Here is an 18674-nt window from a genome sequence, read left to right as displayed (position 1 = left end):
CGAGCAGGTGGCAAGTGACGACACAGCACATACGGCCCGCTGGCCTTCCTCACGGTCACACCGGAGGTGTCCGGTGACCCGCCCTCTCACCGCGCACGATCTGATCGTCGCCGGCATCGCGCTGGCCGCGGGCCTCGCGGCCGGGATCCTGCTGCGCATGCTGCTGCGCTGGCTGGGCAAGCACGCGCTGCGCACCCGCTGGAGCGGCGACGACGTCCTCGTCGACGCGCTGCGCACGCTGGTGCCCTGGGCGGCGGTGGCCGCGGGCGCCGCGGCGGCGGCCACGGCGCTGCCGCTGACCGCGTCGGTCGGACGGAACGTCAACCGGGTCCTGACCGTGCTTCTCATCCTGGCCGTGACCCTCACCGCGGCCCGGCTCATCACCGGTCTGGTCCGGGCGCTGGCCCAGTCCCGGTCGGGCGTCGCGGGCTCGGCCACGATCTTCGTCAACATCACCCGGGTCGTGGTGCTCGCGATGGGTTTCCTGGTCGTGCTGCAGACGCTGGGCATCTCGATAGCCCCGCTCCTGACGGCCCTGGGCGTGGGCGGTCTCGCGGTGGCGCTGGCCCTCCAGGACACGCTCGCCAACCTCTTCGCGGGCGTGCACATCCTCGCCTCGAAGACGATCCAGCCCGGCGACTACATCCGCCTCAGCAGCGGGGAGGAGGGCTACGTCGTCGACATCAACTGGCGCAACACGACGGTCCGTCAGCTCTCCAACAACCTGGTCATCATCCCCAACGCCCAGCTCGCGGGCACCAACATGACCAACTTCACCCGTCCCGAACAGGAGATGACACTCCTGGTGCAGGTCGGCGTCGGCTACGACAGCGATCTGGAGCACGTCGAGCGGGTGACCATGGAGGTCGTCGCCGAGGTGATGACCGGGATCACCGGCGCGGTCCCCGAGCATGAGCCCGCGGTCCGTTTCCACACCTTCGGCGACTCGCGGATCAGCTTCACCGTCATCCTCGGTGTGGGCGAGTTCAGCGACCAGTACCGGATCAAGCACGAGTTCATCAAGCGGCTGCACAAGCGCTACCGGGAGGAGGGCATCCGGATTCCGGCGCCCACCCGGACGGTCGCGTTGCAGCAGGGCACCTCGGCCCTTCCCGACGCCGTCGTCCTGGACACCGTGCGCCCCGAGGCCGGCATTCCGCACCAGCGGGTGGGCCCGGCGAAGCGGCCGTAGGAGAGTGCAGGGCGGAGTTCAGGGCCGCCCTGCACCGATTCAACCGGGCGCGGACGTCAGAGTGTCGCGGACGCGTCGTGGTAGTGACCTCGCGTCCGGCTGTGTGGCGCGGCGAACGCGGTGTTCACCGGGGTGACCGTCCAGTCGGGGTGCCCCGGCATCCGGGGCGTCTTCGTGCCGTACAACCAGTCCCTGAGGAAGCCGGACTGGTCCTGCCCCGACACCTCGGTCGCGACCGCGATGTAGTCCTCGGTGGTCGCGGCGGAGTTGCGGTGGCGCTCCAGGAAGGTGCGCTCGATCCGCTGGAAGACGTCCTCACCGAGGGCCTCGCGCAGCGCGTACAGGACGAGGACGCCGCCGAGATACCGCTGGCTGTCGAAGAGGTTCACGGCGTTGGGCGCGGCGACGGGTCCCGAGTCGCGCCGCCACTGGTCGCCGCGCGCGTAGGTGTCCTTCATCCGGGCTTCCATGGTGGTCAGACCGAGGGAGTCGGTCCAGCCGCGCTCGTAGCGGTACAGCAGCCCGTAGAAGTCGGCGTGGCCCTCGTTCAGCCACAGGTCGGCCCAGTTGGCGGGGCTGACGCTGTTGCCGAACCAGGAGTGGACCAGCTCGTGCATCATGTGCGAGCCGATCTTCTTCTCCTCCTGGAGCAGGAAGTTCGGCTTGTAGAGCGTGAGCGTCTGGGTCTCGAGACCGGTGAAGTCGAAGGCGTTCGGGTCGTCCGAGTTGCACGGCAGCAGTCCGTACGTCTCGAAGGGGAACGCGCCGAGCCGCTGCTCCAGCCACTGGAGCTGACCGGGGGTGAGGGCGAGCGCGGGTTCGAGGGCGGCGGCCCGCGCGGTCGGGACGACATCGCGCAGCGGCAGCCCGTTCGGTCCCTGCCGCTCCTTCACCGTGTAGTCGCCGACCGAGATCTGCACGAGTTCGGTGGCCATGGGGAAGCGGGAGAAGTAGGTGTACGCGGTCCGGTCGCCGTCGAGCTGCTCGGTACGGACCAGGGTGCCGTTCGCGACACCGCGCAGGCCGTTCGGGACGGTGATGCGGAAGGTGAAGTCCGCCTTGTCGGTGGGGTGGTCGTTGCACGGGAACACGGTGTGCGAGGAGTTGGGCTGGCCGGCCACCGCGAATCCGTCGGGCGTGGCGACCCAGGCGGTGTGCGGGAGGGACCTGCGCGGGTCGGCGGAGTACTCGACGCAGACAATGGCGTTGGCCTTCTCCGGCAGTGGCGCGGCGGGCGTGACGCGCAGCTTCTCGCCGACCTGCTCGAAGACCGCCGTACGGCCGCCGACCTTTACGGTGCGGACGTCCAGGCCGAGCGCGTCGAGCGAGAAGCGGCTCAGGTCCTGCGTGGTGCGCAGCGAGAGGGCGACGCTGGCGTCGACGAGCCGGGTCGCGGCGTCGTAGGCGAAGTCCAGGTGGTACCGGGTCACCTGGTAGCCGGCGTTGCCGAGCTCGGGGAAGACGGAGTCGCCGGCGCTCTCGCCGCCCGGGGTGCCCGCGCGTCCCACCGCCGGGGCCTGTGCGAAGGCCGACGGGCCTGCCGTCAGGGCCGCCGCGGTGCCGAGCAGGGCGGCCGCGGGGGCCGTGACTCTGGTGCGATATCTCATGGGTCTCTTTCGCTGAGGCGGCCCGATCCCGCCTCGGAAGCGGGCTTCGGGCCGTCGAAACCATGTGCGATCACCTGACAGGACTGAAGATCGCGCGTCATGGTTCTGTCTCGCGCGAAAAATTCGAACCTCTTCGAAGGGTTGATGGCGGCAGGGCCCTGTCGAGCGGGGGTGGCCCAGGAGATATCTTGATGTCGAGCAATGTTGCAGACGTGGAGCGGAGCACCCGGTGACTGACTCGACCATCATCTACACGCACACTGACGAGGCCCCGGCCCTGGCGACTCATTCGTTCTTGCCGGTGGTCCAGGCGTACGCGTCGCAGGCCGGTGTCACTGTGGAAACCCGTGACATCTCGCTGGCGGGGCGGATCATCGCCCTCTTCCCCGAGTACCTGGAGGAGGGTCAGCGGATCCCGGACGCCCTCGCCGAGCTCGGTGAGCTGGCCAAGACGCCCGAGGCCAACATCATCAAGCTGCCGAACATCTCGGCCTCGATCCCGCAGCTGAAGGCCGCGGTCGCCGAGCTGCAGGAGCAGGGTTACGCGCTGCCGGCCTACCCGGACGACCCGAAGACCGACGAGGAGCGGGAGATCCGGGCCCGGTACGACAAGGTCAAGGGCTCCGCCGTGAACCCGGTGCTGCGTGAGGGCAACTCGGATCGCCGCGCCCCCGCCTCGGTGAAGAACTACGCCAGGAACCACCCGCACCGCATGGGCGCCTGGACCTCCGAGTCGAAGACGAACGTCGCGACCATGGGTGTCGACGACTTCCGCTCGACCGAGAAGTCCGTGGTGATCTCGGAGCCGGGCGCCCTGCGCATCGAGCTGACCGGTGACGACGGCTCCACGACCGTGCTGCGCGAGTCCGTACCCGTCCTCGCGGACGAGGTCGTGGACGCGTCCGTCCTGCACGTCGCTCCGCTGCGCGAGTTCCTCACGGCGCAGATCGCCCGCGCCAAGGCCGAGGGCGTGCTGTTCTCCGTGCACCTCAAGGCCACGATGATGAAGGTCTCCGACCCGATCATCTTCGGTCACGTGGTGCGCGCCTTCTTCCCGAAGACGTTCGCGAAGTACGGCGAGACGCTCGCCACGGCCGGCCTGACCCCGAACGACGGTCTCGGCGGCATCTACAAGGGCCTGGAGTCGCTGCCCGAGGGCGCCGAGATCAAGGCCTCCTTCGACGCCGAGCTCGCCGAGGGCCCGGAGCTGGCGATGGTCGACTCCGACAAGGGCATCACCAACCTGCACGTACCGTCCGACGTCATCGTCGACGCCTCGATGCCGGCCATGATCCGCACCTCCGGCCACATGTGGGGTCCGGACGGCCAGGAGGCCGACACCCTCGCGGTCCTCCCGGACAGCAGCTACTCCGGCGTCTACCAGGTCGTCATCGACGACTGCCGCGCCAACGGCGCCTTCGACCCGGCGACGATGGGCTCCGTGCCGAACGTCGGTCTGATGGCGCAGAAGGCCGAGGAGTACGGCAGCCACGACAAGACGTTCGAGATCCCCACCACCGGCACGGTCCGCCTCGTCGACCAGGCCGGGAACGTGGTCCTGGAGCAGGCCGTCTCGGCCGGCGACATCTTCCGCGCCTGCCAGACCAAGGACGCGCCGATCAAGGACTGGGTCAAGCTCGCGGTCACCCGCGCCCGCGCGACCGGCGTCCCGGCGGTGTTCTGGCTCGACGAGACCCGCGCGCACGACGCGCAGCTCATCGGGAAGGTCAAGCAGTACCTGACGGAGCACGACACCGAGGGCCTGGAGATCAAGATCCTGTCGCCGGTCGAGGCGACCGCGTTCTCCCTGGAGCGCATCCGCCGCGGCGAGGACACGATCTCGGTCACCGGCAACGTCCTGCGTGACTACCTGACCGACCTGTTCCCGATCCTGGAGCTGGGCACCAGCGCCAAGATGCTCTCGGTGGTGCCGCTGATGAACGGCGGCGGCCTCTTCGAGACGGGCGCCGGCGGCTCCGCCCCGAAGCACGTCCAGCAGCTGGTCAAGGAGAACTACCTGCGCTGGGACAGCCTGGGTGAGTTCCTCGCGCTGGCCGTCAGCTTCGAGCACCTCGCGACGACCACGGGCAACGCGCGCGCCCAGGTCCTCGCGGACACCCTGGACCGCGCGACCGCGACGTTCCTGGAGAACGACAAGTCGCCGAGCCGTCGCGTCGGTGGCATCGACAACCGAGGCAGCCACTTCTACCTGGCTCTGTACTGGGCGCAGGAGCTGGCCCGGCAGACCGAGGACGCCGACCTCGCCAAGGCGTTCGGCCCGCTGGCCGAGACGCTGACCGCGCAGGAGCAGACGATCGTCGACGAGCTGATCGCCGTCCAGGGCAAGCCGGCCGACATCGGCGGCTACTACCAGCCCGACGTCACCAAGGCCTCGAAGATCATGCGCCCGTCGGCCACCTTCAACGAGGCGATCGCGTCGCTCGCCTGACGCAGCGGCGCGAGCACACCGGCGGGGAGACCCGCCACGGATGTGCCGCCCGTCCCGCAGCCGCCCCGGCCGGATTCCTTCCGGCCGGGGCGGTTCGTTTCCCGGCCCGCCACGTGACGGAACTTCGCCCGCGGTCCCTGAGGACGGGCCGCAGCCGACGGTTCCGGAGGGCGGACCGCACCACCGCCGTCGTACGGGTTCGAACGACCTGGGACGGGTAACGATCTACCGGATGCCGGCCCGGCCACCAGGTATCGGCCGGACCTCGACGGAACGGAGTGTGACGTGACGACGGACGCCGGTATCGATGTGCGGCCGGCCTCGGGCCATACCGGTGCCGAGATCACCGGGGTCGATCTGGCCGGCCCGCTGGACGACGCGGTCGTCGCGGCGATCCGGGCAGCGGTCCTGCGCTGGAAGGTCGTGTTCTTCCGGGAGCAGCGGCTCGACCACACGGCCCATGTCGCGCTGGCCCGCCGCTTCGGGGAGCCGATCACCCCGCGCTCCCGCGGCAAGGCGTCCCCGGAGGGCTTCCCGCAGGTGGAGACGACGGCGGACCGGCTGGAGCTGGCGGGGCGCTACGGCATGGACCGTGACGAGTGGCTGGAGCGGCGCCGGCACACCCTGCTGAGGGGCTGGCACTGCGACCACGGCGCCCGGGTGGACCCGCCGGCGGCCACCATCCTGCGCGCGGAGACCGTCCCGCCGTACGGCGGCGACACCACCTGGTCGAATCTGGCAGCCGCCTACGAAGGTCTCTCCGAACCGGTAAAGCGGTTCGCCAACGGTCTGCGCGCGGAGCACCGCCTGGGCGTCGGCTATCAGACCCGGCCAGGCCCGGACTCGTACATCCAGCATCTGCAGGACCATCAGGTGGCCTCGGTCCATCCACTGGTGCGGGTGCATCCGGAGACGGGCGAGCGCCTGCTGTTCGTCAACGGGTACTACGTCGAACAGATCCTGGGCGTATCGCGCGCGGAGAACAGCCGGCTGCTGGAGATGTTCGTCGAGCAGGCCACCCGGCCCGAGTACACCGTGCGCTTCCGGTGGGAGCCCGGCAGCGTGGCCTTCTGGGACAACCGGGCCACCGTCCACCTCGCTCCGGGCGACACGGGCCATCTCGACTTCCCGCGCGTCATGCACCGCGTGATGCTTGCGGGCGACATCCCCGTCGGGGTGGACGGCCGGCCCTCGGAGGCGATCACCGGCTCCCCGCTGCACGCGGACCAGTAGGCCCCGGCGGGCTCGCGCCGGGGTCCGCGGGTCAGCGCGGCGCTTCCCCCTGGGCGACCTCCACCTGGTGATGGAACGTGACGACGCCGGTCGTCGACGCCCCGGCCGAGAGGACCGCGCAGAGAGCGAGGGGCACGGCGATCCAGGAGGCGGCTCGGGGCCGTCCACGGACCGGCGGTGCGAGCAGCGCCGCGACGCGTTGCGGCACCGGGCCTGTGGTCGCCGCCGGGGCGAAGTCAGGCCGCTCGGAACGGGCCGCCCGGGCGGCCAGGGCCGCGCGGGCGATGGCACGCGCGGTCAGCCGCCGGTCCCCGACCGCCACGGCCGCCGCCTCGTCGGCGGCCCGCTCCACCGCGAGCCCGATGGCCTCGCGGACCGGACGCAGCCCGGGGTGGCAGTGCGCCGCAAGGTCGGCGACGACGAGGAAGCGGTGGTGGCCGCCCGCGTTGTGGGCGCGCTCATGGGCGAACAGCGCCTCGCGCTCCTGCGGGCCGAGGCTGCGCAGCATCCCGGTGGTGACGACGATGCGGTGGGGACGGCCCGGCAGGGCGTACGCGTCCGGGTGCGGGGAGTCGATGACGCACAGGTCGCCCGCGGCGGGACGGCGGTCGGCCTGCCGACGGGCGGTGCGGAACGCGCGGAACTGACGCAGCGCCGAGCGGGCCAGGGTCAGGGCGCCGAGCGTGAGCGCGCCGGTGGCGGCCGCCGCTGCGGGCAGGACGAAGAAGTCCGACGGGGTGTCCAGCGGGTGGATCAGTTCACCGAGGCCGGCGAAGAAGGGCAGCTTGAGCAGGCCGGTCAGGACCAGCGCACCGAGAGCGGCCACCGAGGCACCGGCCAGCACGAGCGCGGCGAGCGTGAGGGTCCACAGGGCGGCGGTGGGAGGGAGTCGGTGCAGACAGCGGCGGGCCTGCGGCGGCACCGCGAAGGGTACGAGCAGCGGAACGAGCAGCAGCAGCGCGGTCATTGCTCACCGGATTCCAGCAGGTCGCGCAGGAGCCGCTCGTCGTCGGGGCTGAGCTGGGCGACGAAGCGCGCGAGCACGGTCTCCCGGTCGCTGTCCCGGTCGAGCTCGGTGTGCATGCGCAGGGCGGTCAGCCCCTGCGGGTCCTGGATGGGGAAGTACGCGTAGCCGCGACCCTGTCGCTCGCGGCCGACGACCCCCTTCTCGTGCAGCCGGGACAGGATCGTCGTCACCGTCGTACGTGCCAGGCCGGATCCCAGCTCCAGCTGCACCCGGCCCGGCGTCAGGGGTATGCCTGCCGACCACAGCGCGGCCATGACGGTGGCCTCGAGCTCCCCCGCCGGTCGGCGTTCGTCCTTCGCGTCGGTCATGGGAACGATCCTCACCCCATCATCGTCTACAGTTCAGTAGACCGTCTACAGGATTGTAGTCACTCGGGTGCCGTGTCCACGTGCTCCCGCCCCTCCAGTATGAAAGGGCCGGCGCCGATGACCGCAGCCTTGTTCACAGCGACCCCCCTGGCCGTGAACGTGCTCGACGCCCAGTCTCTGCTGTCCACCTTCGGCGTGCTGGGCGTGGGCGTGGTGCTCTTCGCCGAGACCGGGCTCCTGATCGGCTTCTTCCTGCCGGGCGACTCCCTGCTGTTCACGGCGGGACTGCTCTGCACCGGCTCGGCCGACCGCGGTCTGAAGCTGTCCCTCGGGCCGCTCCTGATCGCCGCCGTGGTGGGTGCGCTGGCCGGCGCGCAGTTCGGCTATCTGCTCGGGCGCAAGGCGGGCGGCGCGCTGCTCGCCCGCAGCGGCTCGGCCCGTCTGCACGAGGGTGCCGAGCGCGCGGAGCAGCTCCTGGAGCGCTACGGACACGCCAAGGCGATCGTGCTGGCCCGCTTCGTTCCCGTGGTGCGTACGGTGCTGAACCCGGTGGCGGGCGCCCTTCGGGTCCCCGTGCGGACGTTCACCGTCTGGCAGGTGGCCGGCGGGCTCGTCTGGTGCGTCGGACTGATCCTCGGCGGCTACGCACTCGGCTCCTCCGTCCCGAACGTCGACCGCTATCTGCTCCCCCTCGTCGCCCTGATCGTCGCGATCTCCCTGACCCCGCTCGCTGCCGAGGTGTACCGCTCCCGCAAGGGTGCCAACGGAGCGCGCGGATGACCGGGGCTTTCGACGGCTCCTCGATCGACGGCTCCCTCTACACCGAGGTGACCGGCCTCGCGCACCGCTCCCCCGGGTGGTTCGACGACCTCGTCACCACCTGGTCGACGTACGGCCTGGCGCTGTTCGCTGTGCTCATGGTCGTCGGCTGGTGGCGGGCGCGACGCGTGAGCGCCGAGGCGGCGGTGGTGGCGCTCGCCGCGCCGGTGATCGTCCTGGTGGCGTTCGCCGTGGACGACGCGCTGAAGCTGGTGGTGCGCGAGGACCGGCCCTGCCAGAGCCTGCGGGTGTCGACGCTGGAGGCGTGTCCCGCGCCGGGCGACTGGTCCTTCCCCAGCAACCACGCGGCTCTCGCCGCCGCGGCCGCCGTCGCGCTGCTCTTCGTCTCCCGGCGCCTCGGCGCCGTCGCGGTGATCGCGGCCTGCGCCATGGCGGCCTCCCGCGTCTGGGTCGGGGCCCACTATCCGCACGACGTGCTGGCCGGGACCGCGGTCGGCGCCGCGGTCGCCCTGCTCCTCGGGCTGGCCCTGCGTCGCCGGCCGGGAGGCCTGACCCGGCGGCTGACGGCGACTCCGCTGCGCCCCCTGCTGACGGCGGCGTACCGCTCCTGAGGCGCATGCCTTCCAGCTCCTGAGGCGCATGCCCGGCGGACGTCCTCCAGCTCCTGAGGCGCGTGCCCGGCGGATGCCTTCCAGACGGGGCTGAGGGGGGGATGCCGACCAGGCGGGCCGCAGGTCCGGTGGCCGCCGCAGATCGCCGTACCGGCTCCCCGTTCAGGTCGGGGAGCCGGTACGGACGCCCCCCCCGGGCCGGCCTCGCCGGACCAGGAGTGCCGCTCAGGGTGCCGCCGTGGGCGTCGGGTTCGAGGGCGGCGGAGTCGCGGCGGGGTCGATACCGAGCACCATGGTCGCCCGCAGGCCGTGCCTGATCGAGCCGTTGCCCTTGAGCGGGGTGACCGTCAGGGTGGTCTCCTCCCCCTTGTCGTCCAAGGTGTAGAAGAAGTCCTCGTCGTTGGACAGGCGAGGGGTGGTGTTGGACGCGTAGGGCTCTTCCGCGGCGACCTGGTCGTTCACCGACTGCGGGAAGTACAGCTGCCCGGTGTGCGCGACGTGACCACCGGTGATGTCATCCGGCCGCACCGAGGCGTCGACGATCGTCTTGATGTGCAGGTGCAGTCCCCGTCCCCAGTACCAGCCGGGGTAGATGGTCCGGAAGCGCACGGCGCCCAGCCGGTTGGTGACCTGGACACCGCGCAGGAACGTGGTGTCGTCGGTCGGGGTGGCGTGGCCGTCCTCGTCCATCGGCGGCAGACCGGGGCCGGAGTACCCCGTGTATCCGGAGTACAGGCCGGCCGCGTCGCAGTGCCAGATGTCGACGGCCACGCCGCGCAGGGGGAGGCAGCTGACGCTGTCGACGATCAGGAAGTTCAGTTCCAGCGGGACTCCGACGCGGTCCTCGGCGATCGACTGCCGGAGCTTGTCGATGTCGAGGTAGTACGGCCCCGTCATCTCCTCCGGGGACAGGATGCAGGTCGGCCGCGTGGCGCCCTTCTTGAGGGCGGCGGCGGGTGTGCCGTTCTTGGGCGCCGCGGCGGCAGGGGTGCCGCCGCCCACCGCGACCGCGCCGGCCGCGGCGGCACCCAGCCCCGCGCTGCCGAGCGTGGCGAGCAGGGACCGCCGGCTCTGCGGCTGGATCCGGTGGGTGTGGGGGGATTCGGTCATGACTCAACTCCTTGGCCACAAAGGCCTGTTCGCTGATGACAGCCGCTCCGGCGGCCGACATGCGGGGGCGCCGGGCACGGGTCGAACCTAAAGAGAAAGATTATTCTCTTTAAGCTAACCCCGCCTCCAGCGGTCGTCAAGAAGGGAGTTGACCCACCCGGCGGCTGGACTCGGCCACTCGAGGGCATGCCTCGGCGCGCCGTCCGCGTCAGCGCGTACGCACGCGACAACGGGGCGGCGGCAGCGGTTCCTGGAGACTCAGGCGGACTCGGAGAGCAGTACGCGGAGTTCGTCGACCAGCGTGGCCGTGGGCAGGGTGTTGGTCTTGAGCACCAGCTGGGAGATGAAGGTGCCCAGGCTCAGCGCGAGCAGTGCCCATGTGCTGTCGGAGCCGGCCTCACCGTCGGGGCGCAACCGCGCGAGCAGGGGAAGCAGCGCGTCGTGAAGTGCGGACAAGTCGCGCTGCTGCGTCTCACGCATCAGCGGCATGCGCATCGTCTCGGCCCAGACCTGGACGATCAGCGAGGTGGCGTCCTCGATGTTGAGCACCGTGATCATCTCGCGGTGGATCAGGTCGATGATCTCGGGCACCTGCAGCGGCGGCTCAGCCCGCTCGGCGTCGCGCAGAGCGCGCAGCACCGGCTGCATGGTCGAGTCCATCAGCGCCTCGATGATGGCCTGCTTGCCGGAGAAGTACCGGTACACAGCCCCCGACGAGAGACCCGACTCGGCGAAGATGTCGGGCATCGACGTGGCGTGAAAACCGTTGCGGGCAAAGCAGATTGCCGCGGCGTCAAGGATCTGACGCCGACGGCTCTCGCGGTACTCGGGGCTGACCTTAGGCATAGCTGAGGGTAAGCCAGGTCGCTGTTGACGGCTCCAAGCAGCCCCCCTAGCTTAAGAGAATAATCTTTCTCTTTTCTGCCGGGCGAGGGATCCCGGCGGGATGGACCACGAGAAAACTGGGGACCCATGAGTCATCGCATTCTCATCGTCGGCGCCGGACTGACCGGCTTGGCACTGGCGTCCGGACTGCACCGCCGCGGCCTCGACCCACTGGTCGTCGAGCAAGCACCGATCATCACCGAGGCCGGCTGGGCCATCGGACTGAGCAAGCGTCACCTCGTCGCGCTGGACCGCCTCGGCATCACCGGGCGGGAGCGCTGGGGCGGCTACAAGTCCGACCGGACCCTCGTCTTCGACGGCCGCACCGGGGTGGTCGAGCACGTCCTCGAGGACAGCCCGGTCATGTTCAACAGGTCCAACCTGCAGCTGTCCCTGCTCGAAGGAGTCGCCGGCCTGGTGCGCACCGGCGTCCGGCCCAGCGCACTGACCGACCACGGGGACAGCGTCGAGGTCGAGTTCGACGACGGCCGACGCGAGCGTTTCGACGCGGTCATCGGCTGCGACGGCATCAACTCCTGGACACGGCTGCAAGCCCTCGGCGGCCCCGAGGCCACCTACACCGGCACCGCCGAGCTGCGGTTCCAGGCCCCCAACCCCGATCCGGGGCTGACCGTGACGGCCGTGGCCACCGGTGGGGACGCGACGCTCGCCTACTTCCTCATGGACGAGGGCACGAAGCTCCAGGGCATCATGTTCCTGCACGGCCCCGAGAACAACCGGCGCGAGCTGACCCTCGCTCAGCTCGCCGACCGCTTCCCCGCCGTCGCCGGCCCGCTGATCCCCCTGATGGAGATCATGCGGACCACCAACCCGCCGAGCTTCTACACCAACGTCAGACAAGCCGTCGTGGACACCTGGGTACGCAACCGTGTCGCCATCGCCGGAGACGCCGCGCACGCCATGACCACCGTGGTCGGCCAAGGGGCCGGCGCCGGATTCGAGGACGCCGCGCTGCTCGCCGACCTGCTCACCACACCCCACCTGTCCATCCCGCCGGCCCTGGCGAGCTTCGAAGCGCTGCGCAAGCCCGAGGCCCAGTTCCTCCAGCGCTACAGCCACGGCATCAGCAAAGCCATGAGCGTCACCACGTCCCCGCGCAAGATCTTCACCTCCGACCCCGGCACGGTCAGCCGCGCCGACGAGCCCGCCGCCGTCTGACCACGATCGCGCCCCGAGGGGGCGACCGTGCCGTTGATCCCCGCGAACCCGCTCACTGGTCCAGGGGCTTCGGCGGTGCGGTTGCCGCGTCGAAGGCGGGGATCGAGGGCCGCGCGGTGGTGGTCCGTTCCCTGGTCAGGGCGTTGGTGACCCGGCGGGCCAGCAACGGATCGGCCGGAAGCACATGCGAGGCGAACCAGCGGGCGGGCGCCGGGTCGGTGGACGGTTCGACGAACTCCGCGCCCGCGTAGTCGTCGAGCGGGGGATCGTAGACGTACCCGCAGACCACGCCGTGCCCCACCAGACGTTCCAGGAGGGCGTCGCGGTCGTGGACGAGGAGCGGAACCCGGAAGAGCGGCAGAGGGCTGTCGCGGATCGTCCGGTCGTGAAGTGCCGGGGAAGCCCAGGTGGTGCCCGACAGCAGTGAGACCCCGACCCTGCGGCGGGCGAGGTCGCCGTCGAGCCGGGCCATGCGCAGCCCCAACTGGCCCCGTACCAGGGCCCCGTGGCGGGACCGGTAGCCGTGCAGGTCGATGCGCACCCAGGACTCGTACGCGTCGAGGTTCGGCGTCCCGCGGCCGCTCTCGGCGAGCCGTGCCGGGTGCAGGGCCATACGGAACGCGTCGCGCTCCAGCATCCCGAGGCGCTGCATCGTCCGCCACACGGGGCGCACCAGGTTGAGGCCGCGGACGGCCGACCGCGCCAGTGGCCGCAGTGTCGTGGTCAGGTCGCGGCCGAGGCGGCCCGGCAGCAGGAGATCGTCACGCAGCGCCTCCAGTTCCCGTCGGGTGCGGGCGTCCTCGACGGCGAGAAAGCCTCCGGCCATCCCCGCCACGTGTTTGGAGAGGCTGAAGGCCGCCGCCTTCCCGAACGTCCCGACCGGCTGCCCGTCCACCTGCGTGCCGATCGCGTGGGCCGCGTCCTCGAAGAGGGGGATACCCAACTCCTCGCAACGGCGCTGCAGTTGCACCACCCGGTCCGGCAGCCCGTACAGGTTCGAGGTCAGGACGGCGTCCACGTTCCGCCAGGTCGACTCCGGCACCGCGGCCGGGTCGATGTTGCCGTCCCACACGGACACGGGGGCCTGAACGGGGCGCAGTCCGGCCGCGAGGACCACGAAGAGGATCACGTCGTCGGTGACCGGTGACATCAGCACCCGTGCGCCCGGCCGGCACCAGTGCCGCAGCGCCAGATACAGAGCCAGCCGCGCCGAGGGCGTGTAGACGCACTCCCGGCCGAGTCGCCGTGTCATCACCTCGGCGAGCCGCGATCCGTACGGCATCGTCACCTCTTCTGTCGAAGGTAGGACTGTCCAGGGGCTGTCGCCGAGTCCTCGCGGGGTCGCCCCGAAGGCACGGTTCGGCTCGCGAGCGTGGACCCGGACCGGACGGGCCCGGCTGCCGGCGACGCGGGCCCTCGCGGGCGGGGGCGCCAACTACCCACGGTTCCTGCCGAGTTGAGACCGGCCGGTCAGCTCGCGTCGGGCCCGTCCCTCCCGGAGGCGGACCGGTTCGAGGTGCGCAGCGTGCCGACCGTCTTCAGCAGCCGGTCGGCCGGCTCCCGCAGGGTGGGATGGGCCAGCACCGTGTTCCGCAGACCGCGCACCGGTCTGCGCCACAGCCGGTGCGCGGTGGCCACCGGGTGGGGCCGGGTGGCGAAGCCTTCACCCACCCGCAGCTCGCGGGTCTTGAGCCAGTCCTTGTACTCCTTGTCGCCGCGTCCCATGTCCATGAGCCGCACGCCCTGCCGGCCCGCGGCCTCGGCCATCCGGAGGTGCATGATCAGCCCGGGCGAGTAGTAGCGGAACTCCGGGTCGTACGCGGTGAACCAGGCCGCGAACACGGTGCGCGAACGCGGGCCGAAGTGGGCGGCGACCGGCCGGTCCCCGGCGTACACCACGGACAGCACGCCGGTGAAGTACTCCTCGCGGACCTGGAACAGGTGGTCCACCAGGTCCACGATCCACGGCCGCGCGAACCGGTCCATCCGTCCCGTCCTGCGGTACTGCGCGGACTTCCAGCGCATCAGCGTGTGCAGCACCCGCGGGTCGCGCTCGTCGAAGACGAACCGCATCTCGCCTACGTTGCGCCCCAGGCGGCGTTCCTTCTTCAGGGTCGTCTTGGCCAGACCCGGGTACGCGGCGCGCAGCCACTCGGCGTAGCTGCCCGCGTCGCCGTCCTTCAGGTCGACCACGGGTGAGGCGAAGGTCCCCGTGACAAAGCTGCCGAAAGGCTTCTGCTCCTCGACGAGGTGGTCGAATTCGAAGACGGACAGCCGACAGGCCCGCAGCAGTTCCTGGGTGTCCCAGGTGACTCCGGGGCGGTGCACGAGGGCCTGGCAGTCCGAGAGTCCGAGACCGATGGCCCGGCCGACGCCGAAGGAGTTGCGCTCGTACGGGAAGAAGCCCACGGGTTCGCCGCCCTCGTGCAGGACGGCCACGTACGCCCCACCGCGGTACGTGCCGACCCCGGCCGCGAACTCCGGTGCCAGGAAGGGGTTGGCGTAGTCGGGCGACTCGTCCATCGCCCGATGCCAGGCCCCGCGGAGTGCCGTACTCAGCTCCTGGGGTCTGTGGATCGTGATGTCCACTTCCGTTCAACCGCCCTTCCGCAGGCTTCGCGAGGGACGTACCGGTCGCCGCGCATGCCTCGTATGGCGTCTGGATCCCTGCTCGTGGATCGCATGGGCGACCGCTCCCCCATTTCCCCCCATGACGCGGTGTCCGCGTCCCGCCACTCCTATGGCTATCCCCTGATCCACGCCGTGTACGCGCTCGCTCCCGGTCGACGACCGGGACCCGCACGGTGCGGCGAGGCTCAAACGTCGCGAAGCAGTACGCACACTGTCAAGGGTGTCTGTCGTAACGGAAGTGTGCGGATCGGATACACCGGCCGGCCCGACGCCCTTGCGGACCGGCCGCTCGCGGCTCTGCGGCCCGCCGGTACGGCCTGCGTACACGGCCACCGGCCCGCCTCCCCAGGTCGCACATTTGTTCCGTAAACGATGAATAGAATATTCCGCCTGTATATGGACATGCCATAGTCACGGAGACGGCCGGAAAGACCGCGACGGGGGCCGACATGGGTGCAGACGATGCCGTGGTGCGCGCACTGAGTACAGCGGCGCACTGGTTCTTTCTCGCGCTCGCCGCACTGGTGGCGCTCGGGCTGGTGCACGCCGCGTCGGCGCTCGTCCACCGGATGCGCGCCCGGGGGCGGATTCTGCCCCTTGTCCTGCTGCCCGCGCACGCCACCGACGAGAACGGCGCGGCGACGCCGACGGCCCATCTCACGGCCCGGCTTGCGGCCCACCTCGCCGAGCACGGCGGGGAGAGCATCCTGGCCCCCGGCAGCCCGTCCGCCGCCACGGCCGACAGCGGGCCGCAGGCCTCGGCGCCGGCGCAGGGCTGGGTCGACTCCCTGTTCAGGATCGCCCTCGCAAGCCCGTCCGGATACGCCGTCCAGCTCCGCGAGTTGGAGCGCGCCGGTGATCTCCGCAGGGTGGCGGTGCACATCCTGCGCGTGCCGAGGAACCGCATCATCGCCGCCGCCGTCATCACCGAGGCGGACCCGGAGACGCTGGTGGAGAAGATCGCCGTCTACTGCATCGTGCAGGTGCGCAACCAGCCGGAGATGCTGCGCCGCATTCCGCGCTGGGAGCGGTGGGACGCGGAGGGGCACGCGCGCTGACCCACTACCGCCGGGGAGTGGCCGAGCAGCGCCGCGACGCGCAGGCCCGGGCGGGCGAGGCGAGCCCCGGCGCGGACTACACCGAGCCGCTGCTGGCGTTCACCCGGGCCGTCAAGTTCGCACCGGGCAATCTGCTCATACGGCATGGTGAGGCCGCGCTCATCGAGCTGATGCACGCCCATCACCCGGACGACTACCAGCGGGCCATCGCCATCTACCAGCGCTGCACGGAGCTGTGGCCGGAACACATCGAGACGGCATACCGCATGGCGATCGCCTATTCGCGTGCCGCTCGGCCGCTGCTGCGCGAGCGGGACCTGCGGCCCGAGGACATGGCCCGACTCGAAGAACCGGCCGGCCTGGCGAGGGATCATCTCGCGGACATCTGCCTGCGGTTGCGACTGCGCCCGCTGTTACGCAACTGGCTGCGCAGCAGCATCCCCGGGGGCTGGTCCAACAGCGGTGAGCGCCGCTACTGGGGCGCCTGGCTGATGCCCCTCCCCCTGCCGGCGAGGCGCTCGCAGCGCCGTACGTTCCTGGGCGCCATCCGCATCGCGCTCGCCGCGCACAACCTGCCGCAGAGCCATCACCGCGCCCGCGCCGACACCTCCGCCGGCGCCACGGACCGGCGGCGGCATGATGTGAGCGCCGCATTCGACATCGTGGCCCGGGAGATCCTGGTGCGGACGTGGCTCCCGGCGCGCGGCACGGGGATACGCAGGCTGCTCCACGCGGACCACAGCACCGCGCGTTCCGCGCACGACACCACCACCCACGGCACCCGGACCAACCCCCGGGCCACCGCCCGCCACTGGGGTCCGGAACGCAAGGGCTCCGCGGGCTGGATGACCCACTACAACGCGGCATGCTTCCTCGCCCTCGCCGCGACCCTTCCCGACGAGAGCCTGCCGACGGGTTACGCCCGCCGCGACTGGCAGGAGGACTGCACCCGGTCCGCCCTCCACCAACTCGACCACAGCTGGCGCGCGGCCGACAGCACGCTCACCGGTGACTGGATCGCCCACGACCCCGACCTCGACCCCTTGTGGACCACCGGCTCCGGCCGCGACTGGGCCGAGTTCATGAACATCGACATTCCCCTCACGCTCCGCCCGCCGATCCCCCAGCGGCGCACGCCCCGCAGCAACACGGGGGCGGCTCGGTGAGGTGGGTACCGGGCCTGAGACGGTGAAGCCCGCAACGGGAGCCGGCAGGGCAGCGCAGCCGGCTGCATCTGCGGTTCGGTTCCCAACTGGCCCCGAAACGATCGAAAGGCCGTACCGGAATCTCTCCGATACAGCCTTTGACCTCCGACTCTTTCGAGTCGGGACGACAGGATTTGAACCTGCGACCCCTTGACCCCCAGTCAAGTGCGCTACCAAGCTGCGCCACGTCCCGGTGCGCTGCTCGTGGTGACCCACGTGATCGCGCAGGTAAACCCTACCGCACGCCGGACGAAGGCCTTGCCCGAGCCGACGGCAGCCCGACTGCGGGGGTGGCGTTCCGGCGCCGGCAGGTGGGCGGCGCCCGGTCCGAGCCGCCATGACGTTCACGCATACCCCGCGTGCCGAACTTTTGTTGGCCGCATGGACGGGTTCTTCCTAGCCTGGGTGGCATGACAGCTGTACGCATCGCTCTCGTCACCGGTGCTAACCAGGGGCTCGGCAGGGCGCTCGTCGAGGGACTGGCCGCCCGGCTGGGCCCCGACGACCTGGTCCTGCTCACCGGACGCAACGCACAGCGGGTCGCGGACGCCGCCGATCTGGTCCGCGGGGACCCGGCCACGAGGAGCCGGGTGGAAGGGCGGGTACTGGACGTCACGGACGCCGACGCCGTGGCCCGGCTGGCCGCCGAACTCGGCGACCGGTACGGCGGGGTGGACCTCGTGGTGTCCAACGCCTGTGCCCCGCTCACGCCCGACCGCCCGCAGTCGGAACAGGCCGACGCGTTCATCGATGTCGCCAACAGGGGCGCGCACGCCGTACTGCGCTCGTTCGGGCCGGTGCTGCGCCCGGGCGGCCGCCTGATCGTGGTGGCCAGTTCCCTGGGCACGCTCGGCCATCTGGAACCCCCGCTGCACCATCTCTTCGACGGCGCCTGCCTGGACGACGTCGAGAAGGCCGTCGAGTCCTGGCGGTCCGCCCTTCACGACGGCACGGCGCAGGAGCTGGGCTGGCCGCGCTGGATCAACGTGCCGTCCAAGGTGGCCCAGGTCGCCGCCGTGCGGGCGGTGGCGGCGGAGCGGCGCGCCGCCGACCTGAAGCGGAACATCCTCGTCGCGGCGGTCTGCCCCGGGCTCGTGGACACCGCGCTGTCCCGGCCGTGGTTCGCGGACTTCAGCCAGGCGCAGACCCCGGCCGAGGCCGCGGTCGCGCCACTCGACCTGCTGCTGTCCGCGGAGGTGGACCCGGCGGCGTACGGCGAACTCGTGCGGTTCGGTGCGGTGCTCCCGTGGCACGGCGGCACCCCGCCGCGCGATCCGGAGGGCCTGCTCGCCGGGTAGGACCCTCGGCGGGGGGGGTGGGGGGGGGGGCGCCCCCCCCCCCCCGGGGGGGGGAGGTGGGGGGGGTGGGGCGGTGGGGCGGGGGGTGGGGAGGGAACGGG

16 protein-coding genes and 1 tRNA gene are annotated in these 18674 nt (G+C 71.1%); 9 read left to right on the top strand and 8 right to left on the bottom strand.

Annotated features, from left to right (window positions below; genetic code table 11):
* The first annotated feature begins 73 nt into the window (after positions 1-73).
* Positions 74-1192 (top strand): mechanosensitive ion channel family protein, encoded by a 1119-nt coding sequence (locus ACFVYF_RS08500; protein WP_389452789.1) that lies wholly within the window; start codon positions 74-76, stop codon positions 1190-1192.
* A 56-nt stretch (positions 1193-1248) separates the two neighbouring features.
* On the opposite strand, the gene ACFVYF_RS08495 is transcribed toward ACFVYF_RS08500, so the two are convergent.
* Complete coding sequence (locus ACFVYF_RS08495; RefSeq protein WP_389452786.1) at positions 1249-2799, bottom strand: M1 family metallopeptidase; 1551 nt, start codon at positions 2797-2799, stop codon at positions 1249-1251.
* Positions 2800-3028: 229 nt separating this feature from the next.
* Between ACFVYF_RS08495 and ACFVYF_RS08490 the strand changes: the two genes are divergently transcribed.
* Positions 3029-5248 (top strand): NADP-dependent isocitrate dehydrogenase, encoded by a 2220-nt coding sequence (locus ACFVYF_RS08490; protein ID WP_389452783.1) that lies wholly within the window; start codon positions 3029-3031, stop codon positions 5246-5248.
* A 285-nt stretch (positions 5249-5533) separates the two neighbouring features.
* On the top strand, positions 5534-6481 hold the full coding sequence (locus ACFVYF_RS08485; protein ID WP_389452781.1) for a TauD/TfdA dioxygenase family protein: 948 nt from the start codon (positions 5534-5536) through the stop codon (positions 6479-6481).
* Positions 6482-6512: 31 nt separating this feature from the next.
* Here the strand turns inward: ACFVYF_RS08485 and ACFVYF_RS08480 are convergent, their stop codons facing one another.
* Both ACFVYF_RS08480 and ACFVYF_RS08475 read right to left on the bottom strand, forming a co-directional pair.
* Entirely contained in the window at positions 6513-7448 is a 936-nt protein-coding gene (locus tag ACFVYF_RS08480) for a M48 family metalloprotease (protein WP_389452778.1), read from the bottom strand.
* Positions 7445-7816: a BlaI/MecI/CopY family transcriptional regulator gene (locus ACFVYF_RS08475; protein ID WP_389452776.1), complete on the bottom strand. Its 372-nt coding sequence runs from the start codon at positions 7814-7816 to the stop codon at positions 7445-7447. Before ACFVYF_RS08475 ends, ACFVYF_RS08480 begins: the two co-directional genes overlap by 4 nt.
* Before the next feature lie 117 nt (positions 7817-7933).
* Between ACFVYF_RS08475 and ACFVYF_RS08470 the strand changes: the two genes are divergently transcribed.
* Positions 7934-8596 carry a DedA family protein gene (locus ACFVYF_RS08470; RefSeq protein ID WP_389452773.1) on the top strand — a complete coding sequence of 221 codons (663 nt, stop codon included), beginning with the start codon at positions 7934-7936 and terminating at the stop codon, positions 8594-8596.
* Positions 8593-9207: a phosphatase PAP2 family protein gene (locus ACFVYF_RS08465; protein WP_389452771.1), complete on the top strand. Its 615-nt coding sequence runs from the start codon at positions 8593-8595 to the stop codon at positions 9205-9207. The genes ACFVYF_RS08470 and ACFVYF_RS08465 overlap by 4 nt, the downstream gene beginning before the upstream one ends.
* A gap of 225 nt (positions 9208-9432) precedes the next feature.
* Here ACFVYF_RS08465 and ACFVYF_RS08460 read toward each other — a convergent pair whose 3' ends face one another.
* Entirely contained in the window at positions 9433-10317 is an 885-nt protein-coding gene (locus ACFVYF_RS08460; protein WP_389452768.1) for an intradiol ring-cleavage dioxygenase, read from the bottom strand.
* A 258-nt stretch (positions 10318-10575) separates the two neighbouring features.
* The gene (locus ACFVYF_RS08455; protein ID WP_389452765.1) at positions 10576-11064 is read right to left on the bottom strand and encodes a TetR/AcrR family transcriptional regulator; all 489 of its coding nucleotides are present in this window, start codon (positions 11062-11064) and stop codon (positions 10576-10578) included.
* A gap of 225 nt (positions 11065-11289) precedes the next feature.
* Here ACFVYF_RS08455 and ACFVYF_RS08450 point away from each other — a divergent pair, with 225 nt between their 5' ends.
* Positions 11290-12381: an FAD-dependent oxidoreductase gene (locus ACFVYF_RS08450; protein ID WP_389452763.1), complete on the top strand. Its 1092-nt coding sequence runs from the start codon at positions 11290-11292 to the stop codon at positions 12379-12381.
* Positions 12382-12433: 52 nt separating this feature from the next.
* Here the strand turns inward: ACFVYF_RS08450 and ACFVYF_RS08445 are convergent, their stop codons facing one another.
* Positions 12434-13663 (bottom strand): DegT/DnrJ/EryC1/StrS family aminotransferase, encoded by a 1230-nt coding sequence (locus tag ACFVYF_RS08445; protein ID WP_389452760.1) that lies wholly within the window; start codon positions 13661-13663, stop codon positions 12434-12436.
* Between the two features lie 188 nt (positions 13664-13851).
* Complete coding sequence (locus ACFVYF_RS08440) at positions 13852-14970, bottom strand: GNAT family N-acetyltransferase (RefSeq protein WP_389452757.1); 1119 nt, start codon at positions 14968-14970, stop codon at positions 13852-13854.
* A 491-nt stretch (positions 14971-15461) separates the two neighbouring features.
* Between ACFVYF_RS08440 and ACFVYF_RS08435 the strand changes: the two genes are divergently transcribed.
* Together ACFVYF_RS08435 and ACFVYF_RS08430 are read left to right on the top strand one after the other, a co-directional pair.
* Positions 15462-16070, top strand: a complete 609-nt coding sequence (locus ACFVYF_RS08435) for a hypothetical protein (RefSeq protein ID WP_389452754.1) — start codon at positions 15462-15464, stop codon at positions 16068-16070.
* Positions 16043-17236, top strand: coding sequence for a tetratricopeptide repeat protein (locus ACFVYF_RS08430; protein ID WP_389452751.1), 1194 nt, complete (start codon positions 16043-16045; stop codon positions 17234-17236). Before ACFVYF_RS08435 ends, ACFVYF_RS08430 begins: the two co-directional genes overlap by 28 nt.
* Positions 17237-17394: 158 nt before the next feature.
* On the opposite strand, the gene ACFVYF_RS08425 is transcribed toward ACFVYF_RS08430, so the two are convergent.
* Positions 17395-17468: transfer RNA gene (locus tag ACFVYF_RS08425), tRNA-Pro, on the bottom strand.
* Positions 17469-17685: 217 nt separating this feature from the next.
* Here ACFVYF_RS08425 and ACFVYF_RS08420 point away from each other — a divergent pair.
* Positions 17686-18573, top strand: a complete 888-nt coding sequence (locus ACFVYF_RS08420; protein WP_389452748.1) for an SDR family NAD(P)-dependent oxidoreductase — start codon at positions 17686-17688, stop codon at positions 18571-18573.
* The last annotated feature ends 101 nt before the right edge of the window (positions 18574-18674 follow it).

Origin of the sequence: Streptomyces sp. NPDC058274, from assembly GCF_042881375.1 — a bacterium.
Lineage (GTDB): Bacteria > Actinomycetota > Actinomycetes > Streptomycetales > Streptomycetaceae > Streptomyces.
The sequence above is the reverse complement of the archived record's forward strand: the minus strand, read 5'-3'. Positions and strand labels throughout refer to the sequence as shown.